The organism is Streptomyces sp. NPDC001750, from assembly GCF_042892615.1.
Classification (GTDB): Bacteria; Actinomycetota; Actinomycetes; order Streptomycetales; family Streptomycetaceae; genus Streptomyces.
Genome location: NZ_JBIAUE010000026.1, coordinates 1 through 22,683, shown reverse-complemented (window position 1 = coordinate 22,683; position 22,683 = coordinate 1). Strand labels below are relative to the sequence as shown.

The following is a 22,683-nucleotide window of genomic DNA, read 5'->3' as shown; positions in this document are numbered from 1 at the left end:
GCCAACTATCGCGGTTCGCGGCCGGATCCGGCCAGCGTTACGACACCCCGCCGAGCCACCAATATTGGTCTGAACCACTGGCATGACCTGCGTCGGACCGGGACGCACCCGGCGAACGCCCCGGACCGGCCCGTAGGCTGGAACCCGTGAACGACCTCTCGGCCCCCGCTGCGCGGCTGCGCGCCCTGGCACCGTCCTGCGGACCGGTGCGACTGGTCTCCGTGGACGGTCACGCGGGATCGGGGAAGAGCACCTTCGCGACCCGTCTGGCCGCGGCGCTCGGAGACGCCCCGGTGCTGCGCCTGGACGACCTGGCCACCCACACGTCCTTCTTCACCTGGACGGACAGGCTGCGGGACCAGGTGATCGAGCCGCTGTCGCGCGGGGAGCGCGCCCATTACGCGCCGTACGACTGGACCGCCCGGACGTTCGGGGCGCCGCGCGCCCTCGACCCCGCGCCGGTGGTCCTGATCGAGGGCGTCGGCGCGGGGCGCCGCGCGCTGCGCCCGCACCTGGCACGGTTGCTGTGGATGGACCTGCCCGCCGCGGAGTCCTGGGCGCGGGGCCGGCGCCGGGACGGGCCCGCGCTGTCCGCCTTCTGGGACGGGTGGACGGCCGCCGAGGAGGGGCACTTCTCGGCCGATCCCTCGCGCCCCCACGCGGACACGCTGATACGGCAGTTGCCGGTGGGCTACGCGTGGGTGGAGGGCCCTCGCCCGGCGGCGGGGGCGAACCACTGAGTCACGGACGGTGAGCGGGGCGCGCCCCCGTATCAACTGCTGAGAAATCGGCCCGGATGACCCCAACTCGGCTTGACCGGAGGGCGGTACAGGTCTTACGTTCTCAATGTGCGGCTTTTCGAAGCCCTCACAGACACGAAGCCCCCGGTTGTTCCCCCGTGATCGGGGGCTTCGTTCTGCTCGCGCGCGCCCTCTCCCCCACGCCCCCCGCGCCCTCCGTTCACCCTCGGTCACGGCCTCCCTTCTGCCCGCGGCGCCCTTATTCGAGTACTCCCCGCGCAGGTACGATGCCTCTCGGTGCGGTCAATTCCCGCTCTCGGCACAGCGGTTCGGCGCGCCTCGGCGGGCGGGTCGTGCGGCGGGACATCCTGGGGGCACGGTTTGTGGGGGACCAGATGGACATCGGCACACAGGGCGCACAGACCCCCGCCGACCTGGCTTGGCTGCGCGGCGTGGACGCCTACACGATGGGCGCCTACCCCCAGGCCGAGGAGGAGTTCAGAGCGGCGGTGCGCAGCGACCCCGGCATGGCGGACGGCTGGCTGGGACTCCACGCGCTGAGGGTCGACACCACGACGGCGCTGCTGCGCATGCACCGGCACCGCGAACGCTTCGGCGAGCAGCGCACCCGCCATCGGCGCACCCTCAATTCGTGGTACTGGCTGGGCTGGTGGGTGCAGCCGGTGCTGGAGAGCCCGCGCGACCTGCTCCTCGCGCACGCCTCGCACTGGCTGGACGGGCGGCACGTCGCCGAACTGGACCGTGCCCTGGCCGACCTGCCGCCGGTGGACGCGGACCCGCAGGTGCGCTTCCTGCATGCCTGCCGCGCGTACCTGGTCAAGGACTGGGACCAACTCGTGCGCCACACCGAACAGCTGATCGACGACCCGGTGCTCGGCATCGAGGCGGGGCTGTTCGGCGGGATGGCGCGGGTGCGGCTGGAGATGTACGGGCAGGCCGAGCCGTTGCTCGCCACCGCGCTGATGCGCTGCCGCAGCGAGCAGCCGCAGCGCAAGGAGCTGCGCTACTGGCTGGCCCGGGCGCACGAGGGAACGGGCCGCAGCGCCGCCGCCCTGCCCCTGTACCGGGCGGTGCACCGGATCGACCCGGCGTTCATGGACACCTCGGCCCGGCTCGCCGCCATCGCGGACTACGACGGTCTCGACGGCCCGGACGAGGCGGCCGGCATCACCGCGGTGTCCCTGGCCGGACCGGGCACGGACACCGCGGCCGACCCCCAGCCGGACCCGGACGCGGTACCCGGCAGCGGCCTGGTGGACGGCCGGGAGCCGCGGCCGGGCGACGACGTCCCCGGGCCCGGCGGTCTCCGGGTGCCCCCGCCGTCCGACGGGGTGCGGCACCGGGCCCCGGTGTCCGGATCGCCGCCGTCCCCGTTCCCGGCCGGTCCCAGCGACCCGGTGCTGCTCGTCGAGGCGCTGGCCCAGCTGGAGCGGATGGTCGGCCTGGACCCCGTCAAACGCCAGGTGAAGGCGTTGTCCGCGCAGCTGAACATGGCGCGACTGCGGGCGGGCCAGGGGCTGCCGGTGCAGCCGCCGAAGCGCCATTTCGTCTTCTCGGGCCCGTCCGGCACCGGCAAGACCACGGTGGCCCGCATCCTGGGCCGGGTCTTCTACGCGCTCGGTCTGCTCGGCGGCGACCATCTGGTCGAGGCCCAACGGGCGGACCTGGTCGGCGAGTTCCTCGGACAGACAGCGGTCAAGGCGAACGAGCTGATCGACTCGGCCCTGGGCGGGGTGCTCTTCGTCGACGAGGCGTACAGCCTCTCGAACACCGGCTACAGCAAGGGGGACGCCTACGGCGACGAGGCCCTCCAGGTCCTCCTGAAGCGGGCCGAGGACAACCGGGACCATCTCGTCGTCATCCTCGCGGGCTACCCGGAGGGCATGGACCGTCTGCTGGCCGCCAATCCGGGGCTCTCCTCGCGCTTCACCACCCGGGTGGACTTCCCCAGCTACCGGCCCGGCGAGCTCACCTCGATCGGTGAGGTGCTGGCCGCGGAGAACGGCGACGTGTGGGACGAGGAGGCGCTGGAGGAGCTGCGCTCGATCAGTACGCACGTGGTGGGTCAGGGCTGGATCGACGAACTGGGCAACGGGCGGTTCCTGCGCACCCTGTACGAGAAGAGCTGCGCCTACCGCGATCTGCGGCTCTCCGCATACCCGACGGCGCCGGGCCGGGACGATCTGGCGACGCTGCGGCTGCCCGATCTGATGCAGGCGTACGGCGAGGTGCTGTCCGGCCGGGGGCCGGTCGAGCGGGGGCCGCAGGAGCCGCCGACGCCATGAGGACGCCCGGCCGACGAGCCGGGCACCGGTCTCCGGAAGGCCGGAGAAGCCGGAGAGGCCCCGCGGGCCGGAGAGGCCGGGACGACCGGCCCCTCCGGCATGCGCGGGCGGGGTCCGGTCAGCGGACCGACGCGGTGAGTTCGCCGTAGCCGGTCGTGGTCTCCGCCGCCCGGCGCGGCACCGAGATCCGGTGGGCCGGGTCGCGCACCTCACCGACCAGCATCTCCAGCACGTCCTCCATGGCGACGAGGCCGAGGACCCGACCGGAGGCGTCGGCGACCTGGGCCAGATGCGTCGCGGCGCGCCGCATCACGGTCAGGGCGTCGTCGAGGGGCAGCTCGGCCCGTACGGTCGCCATCGGGCGCCAGATGTGCTGGGGGACGGCCCGGTCGACGTCCTCCAGGTCCAGCACGTCCTTGACGTGCAGATAGCCCATGAACGCGCCGCCGCCCTCCGCGCACACGGGGAAGCGGGAGAAGCCGGTCCGCACGGTCAGCTCCTCGATCCGGCGCGGGGTGACGGACGGGTCCACCGTGACCAGGGACGCCCGCTTCAGCAGCACGTCGGTGACGGGCCTGCTGCCGAGCTCCAGTGCGTCCCCCAGCCGCTCCTGTGCCTCGGGCTCCAGGAGACCGGCCTGACCGGAGTCCTCGACCAGCCGGTTGAGCTGTTCGCTGGTGAAGACCGCCTCGACCTCGTCCTTCGGTTCGACGCCGAAGATCCTCAGCACCAGCCGGGAGCAGGCGCCCAGCGCCGAGGTGACCGGGCGGCAGAGGCGGGCGAAGCCCACGAGACCGGGGCTGAACCACAGCGCGGTCTTCTCCGGTGCCGCCATGGCGAGGTTCTTCGGGACCATCTCGCCGATGACGAGGTGGAGGAAGACCACGGAGGCGAGGGCCAGGACGTAGCCGAGCGGGTGGACGAGTCCCTCGGGCAGCCGGACCGCTTCGAAGACCGGCTCCAGCAGACGGGCGACGGTCGGTTCGGCGACGGCGCCGAGGGTCAGCGAGCAGACGGTGATGCCGAACTGGGCGGCGGCCATCATCTGGGGCAGGTTCTCCAGGCCGTACAGCACCTGGCGGGCGCGGCCCGAACCGGCCGCGGCGAGGGGTTCGATCTGGCTGCGCCGTACGGAGACGAGGGCGAACTCGGCGCCGACGAAGAAGCCGTTCGCCAGCACGAGGAGACCGGCGAACAGCAGGTGGACCAGGCTCATCGCGCGGCCTCCAGGACCGGTCGGTCCACCGGGGCGCCGTCGGAACCGACGGGATCCGCCAGGCGCACGAAGCGGACCTTCTCGGCCCGGTAGTGGCCGACCTGGCGGACGGAGATCCGCCAGCCGGGCAGTTCGGCGCGGTCGCCGGGGGCCGGGATGCGTCCCAGCAGGTCGGCGACGAGTCCGGCGACGGTCTCGTACGGGCCGTCGGGCACGTCGAGACCTATCCGGCGCAGGGTCAGGACCCGGCAACTGCCCTCGGCGTCCCAGGCGGGGCGGCCGTCCTCGGGCGCGGCGGCGGCCAGCTCGGGCCGGTCGGCGCCCTCGGCGTCGTGCTCGTCCCTGACCTCGCCGACGAGCTCCTCGATGATGTCCTCCAGGGTGACCACCCCGGCGGTGCCGCCGTACTCGTCGACCACGACGGCTATCGGCTGCTCCTTGCGGAGCCGCTGGAGCAGCTGCTCGACGGGCAGGGTCTCGGGGACCAGCAGCGGCGGGACGGCGATCCGGCCGGCCGGGGTGCGCAGCCGCTCCTGGGCGGGAACGGCGAGGGCGTCCTTGAGGTGGACCATGCCGACGACCTCGTCGATGCGCTCCCGGTAGACCGGGAAGCGGGACAGGCCGGTGGCCCGGGTCAGGTTGAGGACGTCCTGGGCGGTCGCCGACGTCTGGAGGGCGCTGACCCTGACCCGCGGGGTCATGACGTGCTGCGCGGTGAGTCCGGCGAGCGAAAGGGTCCGTACGAAGAGGTCGGCGGTGTCCTGTTCGAGGGTGCCGGCCTCGGCGGAGTGACGGGCCAGGGAGACCAGTTCGCCGGGGGTGCGGGCGGAGGCCAGTTCGTCGGTGGGTTCGACGCCCAGGAGGCGTACCAGCCGGTTGGCGACCGTGTTCAGCAGACTGATCACCGGCCGGAACGCGGCGGAGAAGCGGTGCTGGGGGCCGGCGACGAACCGGGCGACCTGGAGCGGCCGGGAGACCGCCCAGTTCTTGGGCACGAGTTCGCCGATCACCATCTGGACGGCGGAGGCGAGCAGCATCCCGGTCACCACGCCGATGCCGGACACGGCTCCCTCGGGGAGGCCCATCGCGGTGAGGGGGCCGTCCAGCAGCTGGGCGAGGGCCGGTTCGGCGAGCATGCCCACGACCAGTGAGGTGATGGTGATGCCGAGCTGGGTGCCGGAGAGCTGGAAGGAGAGTTCGCGCAGGGCCCGGACGACGGTGCGGGCCCGTCGGTCGCCCTCGGCCGCGGCGCGCTCGGCGTCCGGCCGCTCCACCGTGACGAGCCCGAATTCGGCCGCCACGAAGAAGCCGTTGGCGAGGATGAGAAGGAATGCCGCGCTCAGAAGCAGCAGGGGGATGGTCATGCCGCCGCCTCCTGGGAGGGGGCGGCGCAGGTACTACCGGACGATCCGTCCATTGCTGGAAGGAGTCACTCCTCGGGTCGCAGGAAAAGCCCCGCCGGTCTCGGGGACCGTTCGTGCGGGGCGGGGCGCACCGGGGCGCCGCCGTTCTCCAGAGTAACGACCCGGGGGCCGATCGCGAGCCCCGCTCCCGATCGGCCCCCGGGTCGTCATCGGGAACGGCCCTGCCGGGAGGGATCAGCCGTCGTCCGCGCCGGTACCGGTGCCGTGGCGTTCGGCGAGGGCGCGGAGCGCGCGGGCGTCCCGGATGGCCCGCTGCCGGCCGATCCCCGGCTGGATGCCGAGCGCGGGCATGCTGGTCCCGTCGCTCAGGTCCAGGAAGACCCAGGGGTCCCCGGGGCGGAGGTTGACGCGGAGGATCTCCGGCCAGGACAGCCGACGCGTCCGGGTGAGGTTGACCACGGTCACGCCGCTCGTGTCCGCGACGACCTTCGGGCGGCTGAGGAGTGCGAGCACGCCGAAGAACAGCAGCGCGGTGAAGACGAAGCTGGACCGCTCCCCCGGGCTCAGCTGTTCGAGGGTCAGGGCGACGACGGTGATGACGACGAACATCGCCGCCCCCACGGTCAGCAGGACCACCCGGGTGCGGGTCGGCCGGAAGGTGACCGGAAGTGCGGGGAGTTCGGACACGGGGGCGGACATGGTGTTCTGCGTCTCCGGGAGGTGGCCCGGCCGTCAGAGGCGGCAGGCGTGGATGGCGGTGGTGAGGATGGCACGGGCGCCGAGGGCGTACAGGTCGTCCATGATCCGCTGCGCCTCGCGGGCGGCGACCATGGAGCGGACGGCGACCCAGCCCTCGTGGTGGAGCGGGGAGATGGTCGGCGACTCCAGGCCCGGGGTGAGGGCGACCGCGCGCTCCAGGTGCTCGACGCGGCAGTCGTAGTCCATCATCACGTAGCTGCGGGCGACCAGGACGCCCTGGAGGCGGCGGAGGAACTGCTGGACCTTGGGGTCGTCGGCCGGGGCTCCGGTGCGGCGGATGACGACGGCCTCCGACGTCATGATCGGCTCGCCGATCACCTCGAGTCCGGCGTTGCGCAGGCTGGTGCCGGTCTCCACGACGTCGGCGATGACCTGGGCGACTCCGAGCTCGATGGCGGTCTCGACCGCGCCGTCGAGGTGGACGACGGAGGCGTTGACGCCGATGTCGGCGAGGTGCTTGGCGACGATGCCCTCGTAGGAGGTGGCGACCGTCTTGCCGTCGAAGTCCTGCGGGCCCTCGGCGATGCCGGGCTTGGTGGCGTAGCGGAAGGTGGAGCGGGCGAAGCCGAGCTGGAGGATCTCCTCGGCGTCGGCGCCCGAGTCCAGCAGCAGGTCGCGGCCGGTGATGCCGATGTCGAGACGGCCGGAGCTGACATAGATCGCGATGTCTCGGGGCCGCAGGTAGAAGAACTCGACCTGGTTCTCGGGGTCGACGAGGACGAGTTCCTTGGACTCCTTGCGCTGCTGGTAGCCGGCCTCATGGAGCATCGCCATCGCAGGCCCGGAGAGTGATCCCTTGTTGGGGACGGCGATGCGCAGCATGAGGTCTGGTTCCTTTGCGAGGAGGGGTCTTGTCCGGAGTATGCGAATGTGCGGGACGCGGGGGTGCGGGGCGGCGCCCCGCTCCTGCTCAGAGGTGGGCGTATACGTCGTCGAGGGAGATCCCGCGGGCGACCATCATCACCTGCACGTGGTACAGGAGCTGGGAGATCTCCTCGGCGGCGGCGTCCTTGCTCTCGTGCTCGGCGGCCATCCAGACCTCGGCGGCCTCCTCGACGACCTTCTTGCCGATGGCATGGACGCCCTTGTCCACCAGCTCGGCGGTGCGGGAGGTGGAGGGGTCGCCGTTGGCGGCCTTGAGCTGGAGCTCGGCGAAGAGCTCTTCAAAGGTTTTGTTCGCCATGATGGTCCTAAGCCTACGGGGTCCGGCCCCCTCGATCAGCGCCAGGGCTCGCTGACGGTGCGCAGCGTGGTGGCGGTGGCGACGGCCGCGGTGACCGCTTCGTGCCCCTTGTCCTCGTTGGAGCCCTCCAGTCCGGCCCGGTCGAGCGCCTGTTCCTCGGTGTCGCAGGTGAGCACGCCGAAGCCGACCGGGACGCCGGTGTCGACGGCCACCTGGGTGAGGCCGTGGGTGACGCCCTGGGACACGTATTCGAAGTGGGGGGTCCCGCCGCGGATGATCACACCCAGGGCGACGACCGCGTCGTAGCCGCGTCCGGCGAGGACCTTGGCGACCACGGGGAGCTCGAAGCTGCCGGGGACCCGGAGCAGGGTCGGTTCGTCGATGCCCAGCTCGTGCAGGGCGCGCAGGGCACCGTCGACGAGTCCGTCCATGACCTTCTCGTGCCACTGCGCGGCGACGACCGCCACACGCAGGTCACCGCAGTTGCGTACGGTCAGTTCGGGTGCGCCCTTGCCGCTCATGTTCTCTCCTGCCGGTCGTTCGGTGTGCTGGTCGTTCCGGTGGTGCAAATCGTTCCGGTCACTGGTTGGCGCAGGTCGACGCCGTGGCGGCGTCGAGCCAGGGCAGGTCGTGCCCCATGCGGTCGCGCTTGGTGCGCAGATAGCGCAGGTTGTGCTCACCGGCCTTGACGGGCATCGGCTCGCGGCCGGTGACGGCCAGGCCGTGCCGCAGGATCGCGGCCGTCTTGTCGGGGTTGTTGGTCATCAGCCGCAGACTGCGGACGCCGAGGTCCTTGAGGATCTGGGCTCCGGCGGCGTAGTCGCGGGCGTCGGCGGGCAGGCCGAGTTCCAGGTTGGCGTCGAGGGTGTCGATGCCGCGTTCCTGGAGTTCGTAGGCGCGCAGCTTGGAGAGCAGACCGATGCCCCGGCCCTCGTGGCCGCGGAGGTAGACGACGACGCCGCGGCCCTCCTCGGTGATGCGGCGCATGGAGGCGTGCAGCTGGGGTCCGCAGTCGCAGCGCTGCGACTGGAAGATGTCGCCGGTCAGGCACTCGGAGTGGACGCGGACGAGGACGTCGTCGCCGTTCCCCAGGTCGCCATGGACGAGGGCGACGTGCTCGACGCCGTCGGTCGTGGAGCGGTATCCGTAGGCGGTGAACGGGCCGAAGCCGGTCGGCAGCCGTACCTCGGCCTCGCGGCGCACGGTCGGCTCGGAGGTGCGGCGATAGGCGATCAGGTCCTCGATGGAGATGATCGTCAGGCCGTGCTTGCGGGCGAACGGGACCAGCTGCGGCAGGCGCAGCATCGTGCCGTCCTCGGCGGCGATCTCGACGATGGCCCCGGCGGGGCGCAGTCCGGCGAGCCGGGCGAGGTCGACGGCGGCCTCGGTGTGGCCGTTGCGGACCAGGACGCCGCCGGAGCGGGCGCGCAGCGGGAAGACGTGGCCGGGCCGGACGAAGTCGCCGGGGCCCGCCTCGCCGGAGGCGAGCATGCGCAGCGTGGTGGCCCGGTCGGCGGCGGAGATGCCGGTGGTCACGCCGTGGGCGGCCGAGGCGTCGACGGAGACGGTGAACGCGGTGCGCATCGACTCGGTGTTGTGGTCGACCATCTGCGGCAGGGCGAGCCGTTCCAGTTCGGCGTGCTCCATGGGGGCGCAGATCAGGCCGCGGCACTCGCTCATCATGAACGCGACGATCTCGGGGGTGGCCTTCTCGGCGGCGACGACGAGGTCGCCCTCGTTCTCGCGGTCCTCGTCGTCGACGACCACGACGGGCCGTCCCGCGGCGATGTCGCGGATGGCCTGCTCGACGGGGTCGAGCGCGAGGTCCTCGGCCACGCTCTCGTCCTCCCGGTGCAGCCAGGCGGGCTGGGCGGTCATGCCGTCGCTCCTTCCAGGGCGGGGGTACGGGAACGCAGCCACCAGTCGCGCATGCCCCACAGGACCAGGGCGCCGTACACGACGTAGATGAGGCCGGAGAAGGCGAGGCCGCTGTGGAAGTTCAGCGGGACGCCGACCAGGTCGACGAGGAGCCAGGCGAACCAGAACTCGACCATGCCCCGGGCCTGGGCGAACATCGCCGCGAGCGTGCCGGCGAAGATGTACGCGTCCGCCCAGGGGCTCCAGGACAGCGAGGGGAAGGCGGTGAACAGGCCGCCGACCACGAGCGTGCCGAGTGCCGCCCCGCCCAGCAGCAGACCGCGCTCGCGCCAGGTGGCGAACCGGACGGCGATCGAGCCGTCCTGCGCCTGCCGCCTGCCGCGGTTCCACTGCTGCCAGCCCCAGACCGCCACGGCGATGACGACGACCTGCTTGCCGACGCTGCCGGCCTGGTGCACGGAGACGTTGGCGGCCACCAGCACGACACCGGACAGGAGCTGGGCGGGCCAGGTCCAGACGGACCGGAGCCAGCCCAGGGCCAGCGCGAGCAGTCCGACCGTGTTGCCGATCATGTCGGACCAGATGATGTGCTGCCCGAAGGCGGTGAACGCCTCCGAGTTCAGCCAGTTCAGCGCGGTCACTTCGCCGGCTCCTCGGGGTCGGACGCGGTGGCGGCGAGCAGCCGCTCGACGTACTTCGCGATGACGTCCACCTCCAGGTTGACCGGGTCGCCGGGCTCCTTGATGCCGAGCGTGGTCAGGGCGAGGGTGGTGGGGATGAGGCTGATGGTGAAGTAGTCGGGGCCGGCGTCGACGACGGTCAGGCTGACGCCGTCGACGGTGATCGACCCCTTCTCCACCACGTAGCGCGTCAGGTGGGCGGGCAGGGAGATCTTCACGATCTCCCAGTGCTCGGACTCCGTTCGCTCGACGATGCGACCGGTGCCGTCGACGTGGCCCTGGACGATGTGGCCGCCGAGCCTGCCGCCGACCGCCATGGGGCGTTCCAGGTTGACCCGGGAGCCCGCCTCCAGGGCGCCGAGACCGGACCGGTTCAGGGTCTCGGCCATCACATCGGCGGTGAACTCGCCGTCGCCGAGGTCGACGACGGTGAGGCAGACGCCGTTGACGGCGATGGAGTCGCCGTGCTTGGCGCCCTCGGTGACCAGCGGACCGCGCAGTCGGAAGCGGGAGGCGTCGCCGAGCTTCTCGACGGCGGTGACCTCACCCAGTTCTTCGACGATTCCGGTGAACATTCAGTCTTCCTTCCGGGCGGTTGCGGGGACGGCGGTGACGCGCAGATCGGGACCGATGCGGACGGCCTCGGTCACATCGAGGCGCAACGCCTCCGAGATGGTGGGGATTCCGGCGTCGGCGAGGGCCGCGGGGCCGGCGCCGAGGAGCACGGGGGCGAGATAGCCGACGACCTTGTCGACGGTTCCCGCGGCGACGAAGGCCCCGGCCAGGGCCGGACCGCCTTCGAGGAGCACGGAGCGGACGCCTCGCGCATGCAGGGCGTCGAGCAGGGCGGGGACGGCGAGGCCGGGGCCGGTGGCGGCACGCGGCAGCCGCAGCACGGCCTCCTCGGGGAGGTGGCGGGCGTCGGCGTCCTCGGCGACGGCGACGAGGGTGGGCGCGGCGTCGTCGAGGACGCGGGCGCCGGGGCGCACGGCGGTGGCGCCGGTGTCCACGACCACCCGCAGGGGCTGTACGGCTCCCTCGACGCCCCGCACCGCGAGATGGGGGTCGTCGGTGCGGGCGGTGCCGGAGCCGACCACGACCGCGTCGGCCTCGGCGCGCAGCCGGTGGACGTCGGCGCGGGACTCGGGCGAGGTGATCCACCGGCTCGTGCCGTCGGCGGCGGCGATCCGGCCGTCGAGGGTCGCCGCGTACTTCCACAGGACGTACGGGCGGCCGAGGCGCACCGAGGTCAGCCAGGCCGCGTTGCCCGCCTCGGCCTCGGCCGCGAGCAGTCCCCGCCCGACCGTGACCCCGGCCGCGCGCAGCGTGTCGGCGCCGCCGGTGGCCTGCGGGGTCGGGTCGGCGACCGCGTAGACGACACGGCCGATCCCGGCCTCGACGAGCGCCCGGGCGCAGGGGCCGGTTCGGCCGGTGTGGTTGCAGGGTTCGAGGGTGACGTAGGCGGTGCCGCCCCGGGCCCGGTCGCCCGCGGCGCGCAGGGCGTGGATCTCGGCATGTGGTCCGCCGGCGCGCCGGTGGTATCCCTCACCGGCCGGGCGGCCCTCGGCGTCGAGGACGACGCAGCCGACCACGGGGTTGGGGCTGGTGGAGCCGAGACCGCGGGCCGCGAGCGAGATCGCGCGGCGCATGGCGGTGGTGTCGGCTGCGGTGTCCACCGGGTCCTCCTGCCTCTTCGGGCACGGACTCCGGGGCCTGTCGACGACGACAGAAGAAGCGGGAACGCGAAAGCGGGACGCCGAATGCCGAGAACACGGACGGCTCGGTTGCCCGAGGACCGTCCGCCGACGGCGGCGTACCCGTGATACGGCCCGCCGCGCACTGCCTCCCATCCGGACTTTAACCGTCGGTCCAGGAATTTCACCTGGTCAACCGGCCGCTGGCTGCGGACGGGTCGCGGACTGTAACCGCCGGTTCGGAATTGCACCGACCCCGGAGTGCGCTGCTACTGGTACAGGCTCAGTGTGCCACGCCGGGATGTCGGCCATGCGGGTGAGTGCTGTGGAGTGGCTCACAGGACCGCGGGGGCCGCGCACCCCGGGAGCTCAAAGGTCCAGACCTATTGACGGAATGGTCTAGTCCTTTTAATCTCTGCGTCACCTCCGAGGAGCCGTCCCGCGGTGTGCGCACGCCCGGGGCATCAACACGACCCACCCCCTTGCCAGTTGTGTTCCGCCGAACCTCCCCAGGAGGAACGAACGTGCTGTCCCCCACCCGCGCGAGAGCCACCCTGCTCGCGACCGGCGCCGCCGTCGCCGGTCTGCTGCTGGGTTCGCTCGGCGCCGCTCCCTCGGCCGCCGCCGACCAGGAGTCCTGTCGCCCCGACGGGCTCTACGAGACCCCGGGCGTCGCCGTCCCCTACTGCTCCGTCTACGACACCGAGGGCCGCGAAAAGATGGGCGCCGACCACCAGCGGCGCGTCATCGGCTACTTCACCGGCTGGCGGACGGGGAAGGACGGCAAGCCCGCCTACCTCGCCTCCGACATCCCCTGGGACAAGGTCACCCATCTGAACTACGCCTTCGCCCATGTCGACGGCGCCAACAAGCTGTCCGTCGGCGCGGACGGGCCGGACAACGCCTCCACCGGCATGACGTGGCCGGGCGTCGCGGGCGCGGAGATGGACCCGGACCTCCCGTACAAGGGCCACTTCAACCTGCTGAACAAGTTCAAGAAGAAGCACCCGAACGTGAAGACCATGGTGTCGGTGGGCGGTTGGGCAGAGACCGGCGGCTACTTCGGCGCCGACGGCGCGCGGGTGGACTCCGGCGGCTTCTACTCGATGGCCACCAACGCCGACGGCTCGGTCAACCAGGCGGGCATCGACACCTTCGCCGACTCCGCCGTCGCCTTCGTCAGGAAGTACGGCTTCAACGGCGTCGACATCGACTACGAGTACCCGACGACCATGAAGGACGCGGGCAACCCGCTGGACCGGACGCTGTCCAACGCGCGCCGGGGCGGCCTGGTCAAGGGCTACGCGGCCCTGATGAAGACGCTGCGCAAGAAGCTGGACCGCGCGTCCGCCGCCGACGGCACCCACTACCTGCTCAGCGTGGCCGCGCCCTCGTCCGGCTATCTGCTGCGCGGCATGGAGACCTTCCAGGTCCAGAAGTACCTGGACTACGTCAACATCATGTCGTACGACCTGCACGGCGCGTGGAACGAGTACGTGGGCCCCAACGCCGCCCTGTACGACGACGGCAAGGACGCCGAACTCGCCCAGGCAAGCGTCTACTCGACCTCCCAGTACGGCGGGATCGGCTATCTCAACACCGACTGGGCGTACCACTACTTCCACGGTTCGATGCCGTCCGGCCGGATCAACATCGGACTGCCGTACTACACCCGCGGCTTCAAGAACGTGCAGGGCGGCACGGACGGGCTGTGGGGCAGGGCTCCCGCCACCGGCTGTCCGGCCGGTGCGGGGCTGACCAAGTGCGGTGACGGCGCCGTCGGCATCGACAACCTCTGGCACGACCTGGACGCCGCGGGCAAGGAGTCGCCCGCCGGATCCAACCCCATGTGGCACGCGAAGAACCTGGAGAAGGGCATCGTCGGCGACTACGTCACCGACTACGGCTTCCCCGCCGACACCCGGCTGACCGGCACCTACGCCCGCAAGTACGACGCGACGCTGGTCGCGCCCTGGCTGTGGAACGCGCAGAAGAAGGTCTTCCTCTCCACCGAGGACGAGCAGTCGGTGGCCGAGAAGGCGAAGTACGTGGTCGACAAGGGCATCGGCGGCACCATGATCTGGGAGCTCGCCGGCGACTACGGCTGGAACGCGGCCGAGGGGCAGTACGAGCCGGGCTCGACGCTCACCTCGACGATGTACGAGGCGTTCAAGTCGGCCGCACCGTACGGCGCGAAGCGGTCCACCATCGACCTGCCCACCGATGCGCTCGACATCGACGTGTCCTTCGGGCAGTTCCCGCTCGGCGACTCCAACTACCCGATCAGCCCCAAGCTGACGATCACCAACAACACGAAGGCCACCCTGCCCGGCGGCACCGAGTTCCAGTTCGACTACGCGACCTCGGCCCCCGCCAACGCCAAGGACCAGTCGGGCTTCGGCACCACGATCGTGCGCAGCGACCACACGGCCGCGAACAACATCGGCGGGCTGAAGGGCGACTACAACCGCGTCTCGCTGAAGCTGCCGGCGTGGCAGAGCCTGGCTTCCGGCGCCTCGGTGCAGCTGGACTTCGTCTACTACCAGCCCACCTCGACGCCGTCGAACTGGACGGTGACCTTCGGCGGGAAGTCGTACGCCCTCGCCGCCGACCTGGCGCGCGGCACCACCGTGGTCGAGCCGGGCACGGGCACCACGCCCACGCCCGACCCGTCGACCACCCCGACCCCGGGCCCCGGCGGCGGCAGCTGCACCGCGCCCACCTGGAGCGCGGCCTCCGAGTACGGCGCCGGTACGACGGTCAGCCACGGCTCGCACCAGTGGAAGGCCAAGTGGTGGACGAAGGGCGAGACTCCCGGATCCACCGGTGACTGGGGCGTCTGGCAGGACCTCGGCACCTGCTGACGCGCCCGTCCTCCCGCTGACCGCCCGGCGGTGACCGGTCGCCCCTGGTCACCGCCGGGCTCCCGGGTACCCGCCCCGAGAGGGGCGGCCTGCGGTCCGGCCCTCGGCCCCGGCCCGGCGCCCCGTTCAGCGCGCCGGGCCGAACAGGTCGTCCTGCGCCGCGTCCCGGGCGGCGAGCAGCGCCCCGCGCAGCACCGCGGCCCCGCCCAGTCGCCCGGCCCTGACCTCGGTCCGCAGCGGGGACATGGCGGCCAGCCGCTCCTCGACCCGCGCCGCCAGCGCCTCGCCGCCCGCGTGGCCGACCTCCCCGGCGAGCACCACGCACCCCGGATCGAGCACCGAGGCGACCGAGGCGGCGCCGAGCGCGAGCCGTTCGGCGAGGGCGTCCAGGAACGCCTCGCTCCCGCCCTCTCCCGCCAGTGCCGCCCGGACCGCGAACGCGGCGCCGGGTTCCTTGTCCCCCTCCCTGGCGTCCGGGGGCACCACGATGCCGTGGGCGGCGGCCAGTTCACAGACCGGGGCGGAACCCACCAGCGAGTGGAAGCCGCCGTCGCAGCTGACGGCCGACGGGACACCGACCGTGCCGGGCACCGGCAGGAAGCCGATCTCGCCCGCGCCGCCGGAGGCCCCGCGCCGGAGCTTCCCGTCCAGCACGACGGCGGCGCCCACGCCGTGCCCGAGCCAGAACAGGACGAAGGTGTCGCGCTCCCGGGCGGCGCCCGCGCGGTGTTCGGCGACGCCGGCCAGATTGGTCTCGTTCTCCACCAGGACGGTCGCGGGCAGCCGCTGCTGGAGCACCCGCACCAGCCGGCGGTGCCAGGCGGGCAGCCCGCTGGTGTCGCGCAGTTCGCCGGTGACCGGGTCGATCAGGCCGGGGGCACCGACGCCGACGCTGTGCAGCGGGGCGGTGCCCGCCTCGCGCACGGTGCGCTCCAGCAGTGCGGCGGCCTGTTCGGCGGCCGTCTCGGTGCCGGTGTCGCCGTCGATGGGCAGCGTCGCCTCGGCGAGCGTGGTGCCGACGAGGTCGGCGACGACCACGGCGACGCTGCCGGTGCGCACGTCGAGCGCGGCGAGGTGGGCACGGTCGGCGGCGATCCCGTACAGCCGGGCGTTGGGGCCCCGGCGCCGGGCCCCCGCCTCACCGACGACCCGGATGAGCCCGGCGTCCTGGAGCCGCTCGACGAGGTCGGCGACGGTGGGGCGGGAGAGCCCGGTCAGGTTCTTCAACTGCGCGGCCGTCAGCGGGCCGTCCTGCTGGAGCAGCCGCAGGGCGAGCCGGTCGTTGATGGCCCGCGCGGTGCTCGGTGATGCGGCCATGCCGGGATCCTTCCAGATCACCATCCCGCGGGACGGGCGGGTGGACTATTTATCAGGCAGGGTTCCTGATAGTTTACGGCCCGCGCCGCGGAGACGACCGCCGGGGTCACCGGCGGCGGGGCGGCCGAGGGAGGGCACGACGGTATGACGACGGATTCCACAGGAACGGCCGGGGCGGCCGGGTCCTCGGGCGCGGCCGGTCCGACGGGGACGGCCTCCGGTACGGAGCGGGTGAGGCGGGCCAGGATCGCCGTCGCCGCCGTCTTCGCCGTGCACGGCGCGGTGACCGGCAGCTTCGCCACCCGGGTCCCGTGGATCCAGGAGCACGCCGGGGTCAGCGCCGGACAGCTCGGTCTCGCTCTCGCCTTCCCGGCGATCGGCGCCTCGCTCGCGATGCCGCTGGCGAGCGCGATCAGCCATCGGTTCGGCGCCAGGGCCGCGCTGCGCGGACTCCTGGCCCTGTGGACGCTGGCGCTGATCCTGCCGTCGCTGGCCCCCGGCCTGCTGACGCTGTGCGCGGCGCTCCTGGTGTACGGGGCCTCGGCCGGCATGTCGGACGTGGCGATGAACGCCCTCGGGGTCGAGGTGGAGAACCGGCTCGGCAAGTCGATCATGTCCGGGCTGCACGGGCTGTGGAGCGTGGGGGCCCTGACCGGTTCGGCGGCGGGCACCGTGGCCGCGCATCTGGGCACCGACGCCCGGCTGCACCACGCCGTCGCCGCGCTCGTCCTCACCGTGCTCGGGCTGTTCGCCTGCCAGGGGGTGCTGGACCTGCGCAGCGCGCCGGACGAGGAGCCGCCGCCGCGCTTCACGCTGCCGCCGAAGTCCGCGCTGATCATCGGGGCGGTGGGGTTCTGCGCGGTGTTCGCGGAGGGGGCCAGCCTGGACTGGTCGGCGGTGTACCTGCGGGACGTCATGGACACCTCCGCCGGGCTCGCCGCCGCGTCCACCACGGCGTTCGCGCTCACCATGGCGGTCGCCCGGATCGCCGGCGACAAGGTCGTCGACCGTTTCGGAGCGGTCCGGACCGTCCGGGTGAGCGGCGCCCTCGCCACGGTCGGCGGGGTGCTCGTGGTCACGTCGCCGAGTGCGGCGGCGGCCATGTGCGGCTTCGGGCTGCTCGGTCTCGGGGTAGCGGTCGTGGTCCCGCTGGCGTTCGCGGCGGCCGGGCGCAGCGGCCCGAACCCGAGCCAGGCGATCGCGGGCGTGGCCACCATCACGTACACCTCGGGGCTGATCGCGCCGTCCGCGATCGGCTCGCTGGCCGAGGCGACCTCGCTGGTCGTGTCGTTCGGCCTGGTCACGGTGCTGGCGTTCGGTCTGGTGGTGGGGGCCGGGGTGCTGCGGGCGGGCGACCGCGGGACGGTTCGGGCCGGCGGCGCCGAGGCTACGGAGACGGCGGCGGCCGAACCACGCCCGTGAGCGGTCCGCCCCGGACGCCGCACGGCCCGGCCCCGTCCGGGCGACGGCGCTCCGACGCGACGGGACCTCGCGGCGGTTCGACGGCGGGGCCCGGTGGCGGCGGCGCCCGGTACGGCCGGCGGACGGGCCCGCCCGGATGCGTCCACGGGCCGAGGCGCAGGTCACAGCGGTACGCCCCGGAAACGAACCGCCGTGATCCGGCATTACCATGGCGCTGTTTCGATTCTGCGGATGTGCGCCATGCCGGGCGAGGTACTGGGCTCCGCACCTACACACAGGGAGCGACCCATGAGCCTCGGCGTGCGCTGGACCTTGCACGGCGACGGGAGAACGCCCGCGCCGGGGGCCGTGGTCCGGCCGGACGAACGGCTCTCCTGGCCCCGTACGTTCGGGCTCGGCGCCCAGCACGTGGTCGCCATGTTCGGCGCGTCCTTCGTCGCCCCGGTGCTCATGGGTCTCGACCCGAACCTGGCGATCATGATGTCGGGTGTCGCGACCGCCATCTTCCTGCTGGCCACGCGCGGCCGGGTGCCCAGCTACCTCGGCTGTTCGCTCTCCTTCGTCGGGGTCGCGGCGACGATCCGCGCGAGCGGCGGCAGCAGCGCCGTGGTCACCGGCGCGGTCTTCGTGGTCGGCGTGGTCCTCTTCCTCGTGGGCCTCGCGGTGCAGCGGTTCGGCGCGCGGATCATCCACGCGGCGATGCCGCCGGTGGTCACCGGCGCCGTGGTCATGCTCATCGGCTTCAACCTGGCGCCGGTGACCGCGTCGACGTACTGGCCCCAGGACCAGTGGACGGCGCTGCTGGTGATGCTGTTCACCGGGCTGGCCGTGGTGTGTCTGCGCGGCTTCCTGTCCCGGATCGCGATCTTCCTGGGCCTGGTCTTCGGGTACGTGCTGTCCTGGGGCCTCGACCGGGTCTTCGGCAAGATCCACTCCCCGGTGGGCGGCGCCGAGGCCGTCGACCACTGGCGGCTCGACCTGTCGGGCGTCTCCAAGGCCGACTGGATCGGCCTCCCGTCCATCCATGCTCCGAGCTTCGAGTGGTCGGCGATACTGGTCGCCCTGCCGGTGGTCATCGCGCTCATCGCCGAGAACGCCGGCCACGTGAAGGCCGTCGGCGAGATGACGGGGTCCTCGCTCGACGACAAGCTGGGCACCGCGATCGCAGCCGACGGCGCCGCGTCGATGCTGTCGACGGCGGTGGGCGGCCCGCCGAACACCACGTACTCGGAGAACATCGGCGTCATGGCGGCGACCCGGGTCTACTCGACCGCCGCGTACTGGGCGGCCGCTTGCTTCGCCCTGCTGTTCGGCCTCTGCCCCAAGTTCGGCGCGGTCGTCGCCGCCATCCCCGGCGGTGTGCTCGGCGGGATCACCGTCATCCTGTACGGCATGATCGGCCTGCTCGGCGCCCAGATCTGGCTGCACGCCAAGGTCGATCTGCGCAATCCGCTGAACCTGGTCCCGGCCGCGGCAGGCATCATCATCGGCGTCGGCGGGGTCAGCCTGAAAATCAGCGACAACTTCGAGCTGAGCGGCATCGCCCTGGGCACGATCGTGGTCATCACCGGCTACCACGTGCTGCGGGCCTTCGCCCCGGCCCACCTCAAGACACAGGAACCCCTCCTGGACTCGGGCACGTCGGCGTACGACGAAGCGGGCGCGAAGGAAAAGTCCTAGTGCCCTGACCGGCAAGGTCTGCCCGGAAGGCGCGTCGTCCGGTGCTTCCCCAAGCTCTCAGCCTTGTTCGAGCAGGGGAGACCCCCATTGATCGCAAGGCGGCCGCGAGCGTGCGTGCCGGACGGTGCGACGGGGCAAGCGTTGCCGGGAGCGGCACTGGTCTCCCGAGTCAGGAGACCAGGTCGCGGCCGTCCACCGGCCCGGCCGTGGCGCTGCCGCACGGCACTCGCCGGTCCGTGCCCCTCGGGACGGCCACCGTCCGAAACCGCCCCTGTTCCGGCCCGCTTCGGCCGGACCAGGGGCGGTTCTCACGCGGTGGACAGGACGCGGCGCAGGACCTCGGCGAGGGCGCCGCGCGAGGAGCCGGAGGCGCGCCAGGCGACATGCCCGTCGGGGCGTACGACGAGGGCGTCGTCCGGCCCCATGGCCCCGCCGATCCTCGCCCACCCGCCCGGGACGGCCTCGCGTCGCGCGCCGTCGCACAGCGCGCGGGCCTCGACCGGGATCCCCGCCCCGGCGGACGCGGCCGCGCTGCGGGGCGTACTGGAGCGGCACGGCGGACCGCCCCTCGCGCTCACCGAGGACACCGCCCGCGAGCCGCGCGACGCCACCGCGTCGCTGATCCGGATCCTGGACCTGGACGACGTGGACGAGGCGGCCGAGGCCATCAACGCGCTGCTCGACCGCCACCCCGCCCGGCCCCGTCTGGTCCGCCTGCCCGGGCGCCCCTGGTCGCTCCACGCCCGGGCGCCGCACGACGCGGACCCGGCCCACTGGCTCCTGTCCACCACCGCCCTCGCCCTCGCGCTCTGGCTCGGCGAACGCGGGTACTGCGCCTGGGGGCGGTGCGCGGCGCCCGGATGCCGACGCTATTTCATCGACACCGGCCGCCGCTCGCCGCAGCGCTACTGCTCATCGCGCTGCGGCACCCGCGTGCGCGTCGCCGCGCACTGCGGCCGGCGGGAGCGGTGAGCCGCGGCCGGTGAGCGACGACCGATGGGCGGGCCCGTCGTTCACGGGCGGTGCTCAGAAGCAGTCGCCGAACCAGTGGACCGCGCCCGGCGCGGTGACGGTGGCCCGCACCGACTCCTCGGTGGCGTGCAGCGGGCGCGCCATGCCCACGTGTTCCGTCACCGTCCGGGCGTCCGCCAGCAGGGCCGGCAGGGCCGCCCGGAGCACCGGCCCGTCGGGAAGCCGGACCCGGGCCCGGTCCAGCCCGGCGGCCCGGCCCCGTTCGCCGACGGCGGCGAGCAGCGCGCCCAGACTCCCGGGTGCGCCCGCGAACTCGTGGACGTCCACGCGTTCCGTCTCCAGGCGGGCCACGATCCAGCCGGCGACCTGCCCCGATCCGGGGTCCTCCGCCACGAGCGAGCCTTCGAGCGGGCCGTACCAGGCGGGCACCCGCACCGCCCAGTCCTGCGGGGTCCGCACCGTGCTGAGCGGCCGGGTCGTGTTGTACGCGTCGTGCAGGGCGGCCACCGCGGGGGCGTCCTGTTCGGCGGCGGCGCGGATCCGGAAGGCCCCGGGATCCGGCGGGGGCGCGAGCGTCCCCTCGGTGTACGTACTGGCGAACTCCCGCCACCCGGAGCCCCGGTAGACGCCCGGCGTCCCGGTGAACAGCAGGGACCAGTCGCACCCCTCGGCCGTCATGACGCGTTCCGCCGCCACCAGCAGCCGCCGCACCAGCCCCTGCCCGCGGGCCTCGGGGCGGGTGGCGACGCTGCCGATGCCGCCCACCCGCCGCGGCACTCCGTGCACATCGCGGATCCGCCTCGGCACGTAGACCACGACGGCGTCGATCCCGCCGTCCGGGTCGTTCTGCGCGACGAAGGTGTGCCGATGGCGGTCGGGGTCGAGGGCGTGCAGGCGGGGAAGGTGCGGGGCGTCGAAGCAGCGCTCCCACAGGGCGGCCAGCGCCGGTTCGTCGGCCGGGGTCGTGGTGCGGACGTGGGCGGTCACAGGATCACGTTCCCGTCCGTGCGCGTCGCGGCACCGTTCTCGGGCATCGCGGTGCGTTTCGTGCCGTCCTCCACGCAGGCGGTGTGCAGGGCGGAGAGCAGGGCCTCCGGGGCGAGGTGGAGGGTGCCGCCGGTGAAGCGGCCGCCGGTCGCCGCGTAGTGGTTGGCGCCGTCGGCGATGCGCACATGGGCGGTGCCGGCTCGGGAGACGGCGCCGGCGAACCCGTTGAGGTCCCAGGTCACCGTGCCCGGTCCGGACGCCCGGCCGAGCAGTGCCCGCGCCTTGTTGGTTCCGGTGAACCGGGCGCCGCCGGTGACGCCGATCCGCTGGTCGCGCACGGCGCTGAGCTCGAAGCCGGTGTTCTCGTACCGGCCGCCGTCGATGTGCAGCGCGGCGGAGCCGACCGAGAGCGGGGCTGCGTCCTCGGCCCCGGTGACGATGCAGTCGGTGAAGTGGACGGGACCGGCACCGCGCAGGATCGCGCCGTCGACCCCCTTGAAGACGCAGCGCACGAAGTGGACGGGCGCGGTGACCGGGGTCTGGACGAGGACGGCGCCCGCGGGCGGCTCGAAGGAGCAGTCGCTGACGGTGGTGGGCCGGGTGGAGCGGGCGGAGCGCTGGGCGACGGCGAAGGTTCTGGCGGTGCAGCCGCGGACCTGCGCGCCGTCGGCGTTGACGGTGAGGGTGCCCGCCTGATCGAAGGTGGGGCGGGCGATCACGGTGACGTCCTCGAGGGTCAGGTCGGTGATCTTGGTGTTGGCGGTGAACCAGGAGCAGACGTGCCGGCGCACCGTGATCCGCTTGGCGGAGATCCCCCACTGCGCCCCGGAGTTGGCGATGTCCATCAGGCCCGAGTTGCCGTCGAAGAGCAGGTCGTGCTCGTACTGCCCGTGGGTGGTGAAGGGGTTGCCGCCCGCGTCGTCGCCGTCGCCGTGGCAGTTGACGACCGCGCAGTACGCGGACGCGGTGAGGTCGTTGAGGTGGCGCACGTTGCTGGTCGTGCAGTCGGCGACGTGCCCGTAGAGGCAGTAGATCTGCTGGGTGAGGTAGCCCGCGCCGCCGTACTCGACGGTGGGCGGGTTCTTCAGCGAGCAGTTCTCGGTACGGAACCGGGTGCACCAGCGCCGCATGATCACCGGCCAGAAGGTACCGGTGGCGTGGATCCCGGAGACGTCGCAGCCGACGGCGTACTCGAAGCTGACGGGGTGGGAACCGGTGTACTCGTCGGAACCGGCGCCCTCGAAGACCATGTTGCGGACGTGTGCGTTCCGCACGGGCTCGACCCGGGTCCAGGTGAGTTCGCGGCCCTTCGCCAGCTCCCAGCCGTTGAGGTAGCCGATCCGGATGTGCGTCGCGTCGACGATCTCGGTGATCTCCACGAGCTTCTGCAGCTCGCGCTCGTCACGGCCGCCGCCCGCGACCGGGGCGACCTGGACCGCCCACCACTGGCCGACCTCGAACGCCTTGGCGTCGGGGACCGGGAAGGTGTCGGTGAGTTCGACGACCGTGCCGGAGAGCGCGTGGCGGACGGTGGTGTCGGTGACGGTGCCGCGGAAGGAGAGGACGGCTCCGAAGGGGTTGTCGTGGGTGTTCTTCTCGATGCCTTCGGTGCGTATGCGGT

Annotated in this window: 20 protein-coding genes and 1 riboswitch; of the genes, 6 read left to right on the top strand and 14 right to left on the bottom strand. The window is 72.8% G+C overall.

All coding sequences use genetic code 11. The annotated features are described in order from the left end of the window. Nucleotides 1-146 precede the first annotated feature (146 nt). Together ACFYY6_RS30540 and ACFYY6_RS30535 are read left to right on the top strand one after the other, a co-directional pair. Nucleotides 147-740: a hypothetical protein gene (locus ACFYY6_RS30540; RefSeq protein ID WP_351523931.1), complete on the top strand. Its 594-nt coding sequence runs from the start codon at nt 147-149 to the stop codon at nt 738-740. 395 nt (nt 741-1,135) lie between these two features. Beyond that, nucleotides 1,136-3,046: an AAA family ATPase gene (locus ACFYY6_RS30535; RefSeq protein ID WP_389196619.1), complete on the top strand. Its 1,911-nt coding sequence runs from the start codon at nt 1,136-1,138 to the stop codon at nt 3,044-3,046. 118 nt (nt 3,047-3,164) lie between these two features. On the opposite strand, the gene ACFYY6_RS30530 is transcribed toward ACFYY6_RS30535, so the two are convergent. The 10 genes from ACFYY6_RS30530 to ribD all read right to left on the bottom strand — a co-directional run bounded on the left by ACFYY6_RS30530 (nt 3,165) and on the right by ribD (nt 11,802). Then, complete coding sequence (locus ACFYY6_RS30530; RefSeq protein ID WP_351523934.1) at nt 3,165-4,262, bottom strand: hemolysin family protein; 1,098 nt, start codon at nt 4,260-4,262, stop codon at nt 3,165-3,167. Then, on the bottom strand, nt 4,259-5,626 hold the full coding sequence (locus tag ACFYY6_RS30525; protein WP_351523936.1) for a hemolysin family protein: 1,368 nt from the start codon (nt 5,624-5,626) through the stop codon (nt 4,259-4,261). Before ACFYY6_RS30525 ends, ACFYY6_RS30530 begins: the two co-directional genes overlap by 4 nt. A 234-nt stretch (nt 5,627-5,860) precedes the next feature. Next, nucleotides 5,861-6,325: a PH domain-containing protein gene (locus tag ACFYY6_RS30520; protein ID WP_351632245.1), complete on the bottom strand. Its 465-nt coding sequence runs from the start codon at nt 6,323-6,325 to the stop codon at nt 5,861-5,863. Nucleotides 6,326-6,358: 33 nt separating this feature from the next. Beyond that, nucleotides 6,359-7,207, bottom strand: a complete 849-nt coding sequence (gene hisG / locus ACFYY6_RS30515) for an ATP phosphoribosyltransferase (protein WP_073790302.1) — start codon at nt 7,205-7,207, stop codon at nt 6,359-6,361. Between the two features lie 88 nt (nt 7,208-7,295). Next, complete coding sequence (locus ACFYY6_RS30510) at nt 7,296-7,568, bottom strand: phosphoribosyl-ATP diphosphatase (protein ID WP_018524273.1); 273 nt, start codon at nt 7,566-7,568, stop codon at nt 7,296-7,298. 35 nt (nt 7,569-7,603) lie between these two features. Further along, nucleotides 7,604-8,089: a 6,7-dimethyl-8-ribityllumazine synthase gene (ribH, locus tag ACFYY6_RS30505; RefSeq protein ID WP_073790303.1), complete on the bottom strand. Its 486-nt coding sequence runs from the start codon at nt 8,087-8,089 to the stop codon at nt 7,604-7,606. Between the two features lie 58 nt (nt 8,090-8,147). Continuing rightward, nucleotides 8,148-9,446: a bifunctional 3,4-dihydroxy-2-butanone-4-phosphate synthase/GTP cyclohydrolase II gene (locus tag ACFYY6_RS30500; protein WP_351523941.1), complete on the bottom strand. Its 1,299-nt coding sequence runs from the start codon at nt 9,444-9,446 to the stop codon at nt 8,148-8,150. Beyond that, nucleotides 9,443-10,087 carry a nicotinamide mononucleotide transporter family protein gene (locus tag ACFYY6_RS30495; protein WP_073790306.1) on the bottom strand — a complete coding sequence of 215 codons (645 nt, stop codon included), beginning with the start codon at nt 10,085-10,087 and terminating at the stop codon, nt 9,443-9,445. Before ACFYY6_RS30495 ends, ACFYY6_RS30500 begins: the two co-directional genes overlap by 4 nt. Next, a complete protein-coding gene (locus ACFYY6_RS30490) occupies nt 10,084-10,701 on the bottom strand; it encodes a riboflavin synthase (protein ID WP_351632238.1) in 618 nt (205 codons plus the stop codon). The genes ACFYY6_RS30495 and ACFYY6_RS30490 overlap by 4 nt, the downstream gene beginning before the upstream one ends. Beyond that, nucleotides 10,702-11,802: a bifunctional diaminohydroxyphosphoribosylaminopyrimidine deaminase/5-amino-6-(5-phosphoribosylamino)uracil reductase RibD gene (gene ribD / locus ACFYY6_RS30485; protein WP_351632235.1), complete on the bottom strand. Its 1,101-nt coding sequence runs from the start codon at nt 11,800-11,802 to the stop codon at nt 10,702-10,704. A 156-nt stretch (nt 11,803-11,958) separates the two neighbouring features. Beyond that, nucleotides 11,959-12,089, bottom strand: a riboswitch (FMN riboswitch). Nucleotides 12,090-12,344: 255 nt separating this feature from the next. On the opposite strand from ribD, the gene ACFYY6_RS30480 reads away from it, so the two are divergent. Then, nucleotides 12,345-14,684, top strand: a complete 2,340-nt coding sequence (locus ACFYY6_RS30480) for a chitinase C-terminal domain-containing protein (protein WP_389196616.1) — start codon at nt 12,345-12,347, stop codon at nt 14,682-14,684. 126 nt (nt 14,685-14,810) lie between these two features. Here the strand turns inward: ACFYY6_RS30480 and ACFYY6_RS30475 are convergent, their stop codons facing one another. Continuing rightward, nucleotides 14,811-16,001, bottom strand: a complete 1,191-nt coding sequence (locus ACFYY6_RS30475; RefSeq protein ID WP_351523949.1) for an ROK family transcriptional regulator — start codon at nt 15,999-16,001, stop codon at nt 14,811-14,813. 144 nt (nt 16,002-16,145) lie between these two features. On the opposite strand from ACFYY6_RS30475, the gene ACFYY6_RS30470 reads away from it, so the two are divergent. Together ACFYY6_RS30470 and ACFYY6_RS30465 are read left to right on the top strand one after the other, a co-directional pair. Further along, nucleotides 16,146-17,423 (top strand): MFS transporter, encoded by a 1,278-nt coding sequence (locus ACFYY6_RS30470; RefSeq protein WP_351523951.1) that lies wholly within the window; start codon nt 16,146-16,148, stop codon nt 17,421-17,423. Between the two features lie 288 nt (nt 17,424-17,711). Then, complete coding sequence (locus ACFYY6_RS30465; RefSeq protein ID WP_351632225.1) at nt 17,712-19,103, top strand: solute carrier family 23 protein; 1,392 nt, start codon at nt 17,712-17,714, stop codon at nt 19,101-19,103. Nucleotides 19,104-19,411: 308 nt separating this feature from the next. Here the strand turns inward: ACFYY6_RS30465 and ACFYY6_RS30460 are convergent, their stop codons facing one another. Beyond that, on the bottom strand, nt 19,412-19,528 hold the full coding sequence (locus tag ACFYY6_RS30460) for a hypothetical protein (protein WP_351523955.1): 117 nt from the start codon (nt 19,526-19,528) through the stop codon (nt 19,412-19,414). Between ACFYY6_RS30460 and ACFYY6_RS30455 the strand changes: the two genes are divergently transcribed. Then, nucleotides 19,527-20,075, top strand: coding sequence for a CGNR zinc finger domain-containing protein (locus ACFYY6_RS30455; protein WP_389196613.1), 549 nt, complete (start codon nt 19,527-19,529; stop codon nt 20,073-20,075). The genes ACFYY6_RS30460 and ACFYY6_RS30455 overlap by 2 nt on opposite strands. Before the next feature lie 54 nt (nt 20,076-20,129). Here ACFYY6_RS30455 and ACFYY6_RS30450 read toward each other — a convergent pair whose 3' ends face one another. After that, nucleotides 20,130-21,062: a GNAT family N-acetyltransferase gene (locus ACFYY6_RS30450; RefSeq protein ID WP_389196611.1), complete on the bottom strand. Its 933-nt coding sequence runs from the start codon at nt 21,060-21,062 to the stop codon at nt 20,130-20,132. After that, nucleotides 21,059-22,683, bottom strand: a 1,625-nt coding sequence (locus ACFYY6_RS30445; RefSeq protein WP_351523961.1) for a peptidase C14, incomplete at its 5' end; no start/stop codon positions are given. The genes ACFYY6_RS30450 and ACFYY6_RS30445, both read right to left, overlap by 4 nt.

What these genes read in the sequence shown, in the direction of transcription:
- ACFYY6_RS30520 (WP_351632245.1), bottom strand. Translation starts at nt 6,325, where the DNA reads ATGTCCGCCCCCGTGTCCGAACTCCCCGCACTTCCGGTCACCTTCCGG.
- ACFYY6_RS30490 (WP_351632238.1), bottom strand. Translation starts at nt 10,701, where the DNA reads ATGTTCACCGGAATCGTCGAAGAACTGGGTGAGGTCACCGCCGTCGAG.
- ACFYY6_RS30460 (WP_351523955.1), bottom strand. Translation starts at nt 19,528, where the DNA reads ATGGGGCCGGACGACGCCCTCGTCGTACGCCCCGACGGGCATGTCGCC.
- ACFYY6_RS30500 (WP_351523941.1), bottom strand. Translation starts at nt 9,446, where the DNA reads ATGACCGCCCAGCCCGCCTGGCTGCACCGGGAGGACGAGAGCGTGGCC.
- hisG (WP_073790302.1), bottom strand. Translation starts at nt 7,207, where the DNA reads ATGCTGCGCATCGCCGTCCCCAACAAGGGATCACTCTCCGGGCCTGCG.
- ACFYY6_RS30455 (WP_389196613.1), top strand. Translation starts at nt 19,527, where the DNA reads ATGGCCCCGCCGATCCTCGCCCACCCGCCCGGGACGGCCTCGCGTCGC.
- ACFYY6_RS30465 (WP_351632225.1), top strand. Translation starts at nt 17,712, where the DNA reads ATGAGCCTCGGCGTGCGCTGGACCTTGCACGGCGACGGGAGAACGCCC.
- ACFYY6_RS30510 (WP_018524273.1), bottom strand. Translation starts at nt 7,568, where the DNA reads ATGGCGAACAAAACCTTTGAAGAGCTCTTCGCCGAGCTCCAGCTCAAG.
- ribH (WP_073790303.1), bottom strand. Translation starts at nt 8,089, where the DNA reads ATGAGCGGCAAGGGCGCACCCGAACTGACCGTACGCAACTGCGGTGAC.
- ACFYY6_RS30475 (WP_351523949.1), bottom strand. Translation starts at nt 16,001, where the DNA reads ATGGCCGCATCACCGAGCACCGCGCGGGCCATCAACGACCGGCTCGCC.
- ACFYY6_RS30470 (WP_351523951.1), top strand. Translation starts at nt 16,146, where the DNA reads ATGACGACGGATTCCACAGGAACGGCCGGGGCGGCCGGGTCCTCGGGC.
- ACFYY6_RS30525 (WP_351523936.1), bottom strand. Translation starts at nt 5,626, where the DNA reads ATGACCATCCCCCTGCTGCTTCTGAGCGCGGCATTCCTTCTCATCCTC.
- ACFYY6_RS30535 (WP_389196619.1), top strand. Translation starts at nt 1,136, where the DNA reads ATGGACATCGGCACACAGGGCGCACAGACCCCCGCCGACCTGGCTTGG.
- ACFYY6_RS30530 (WP_351523934.1), bottom strand. Translation starts at nt 4,262, where the DNA reads ATGAGCCTGGTCCACCTGCTGTTCGCCGGTCTCCTCGTGCTGGCGAAC.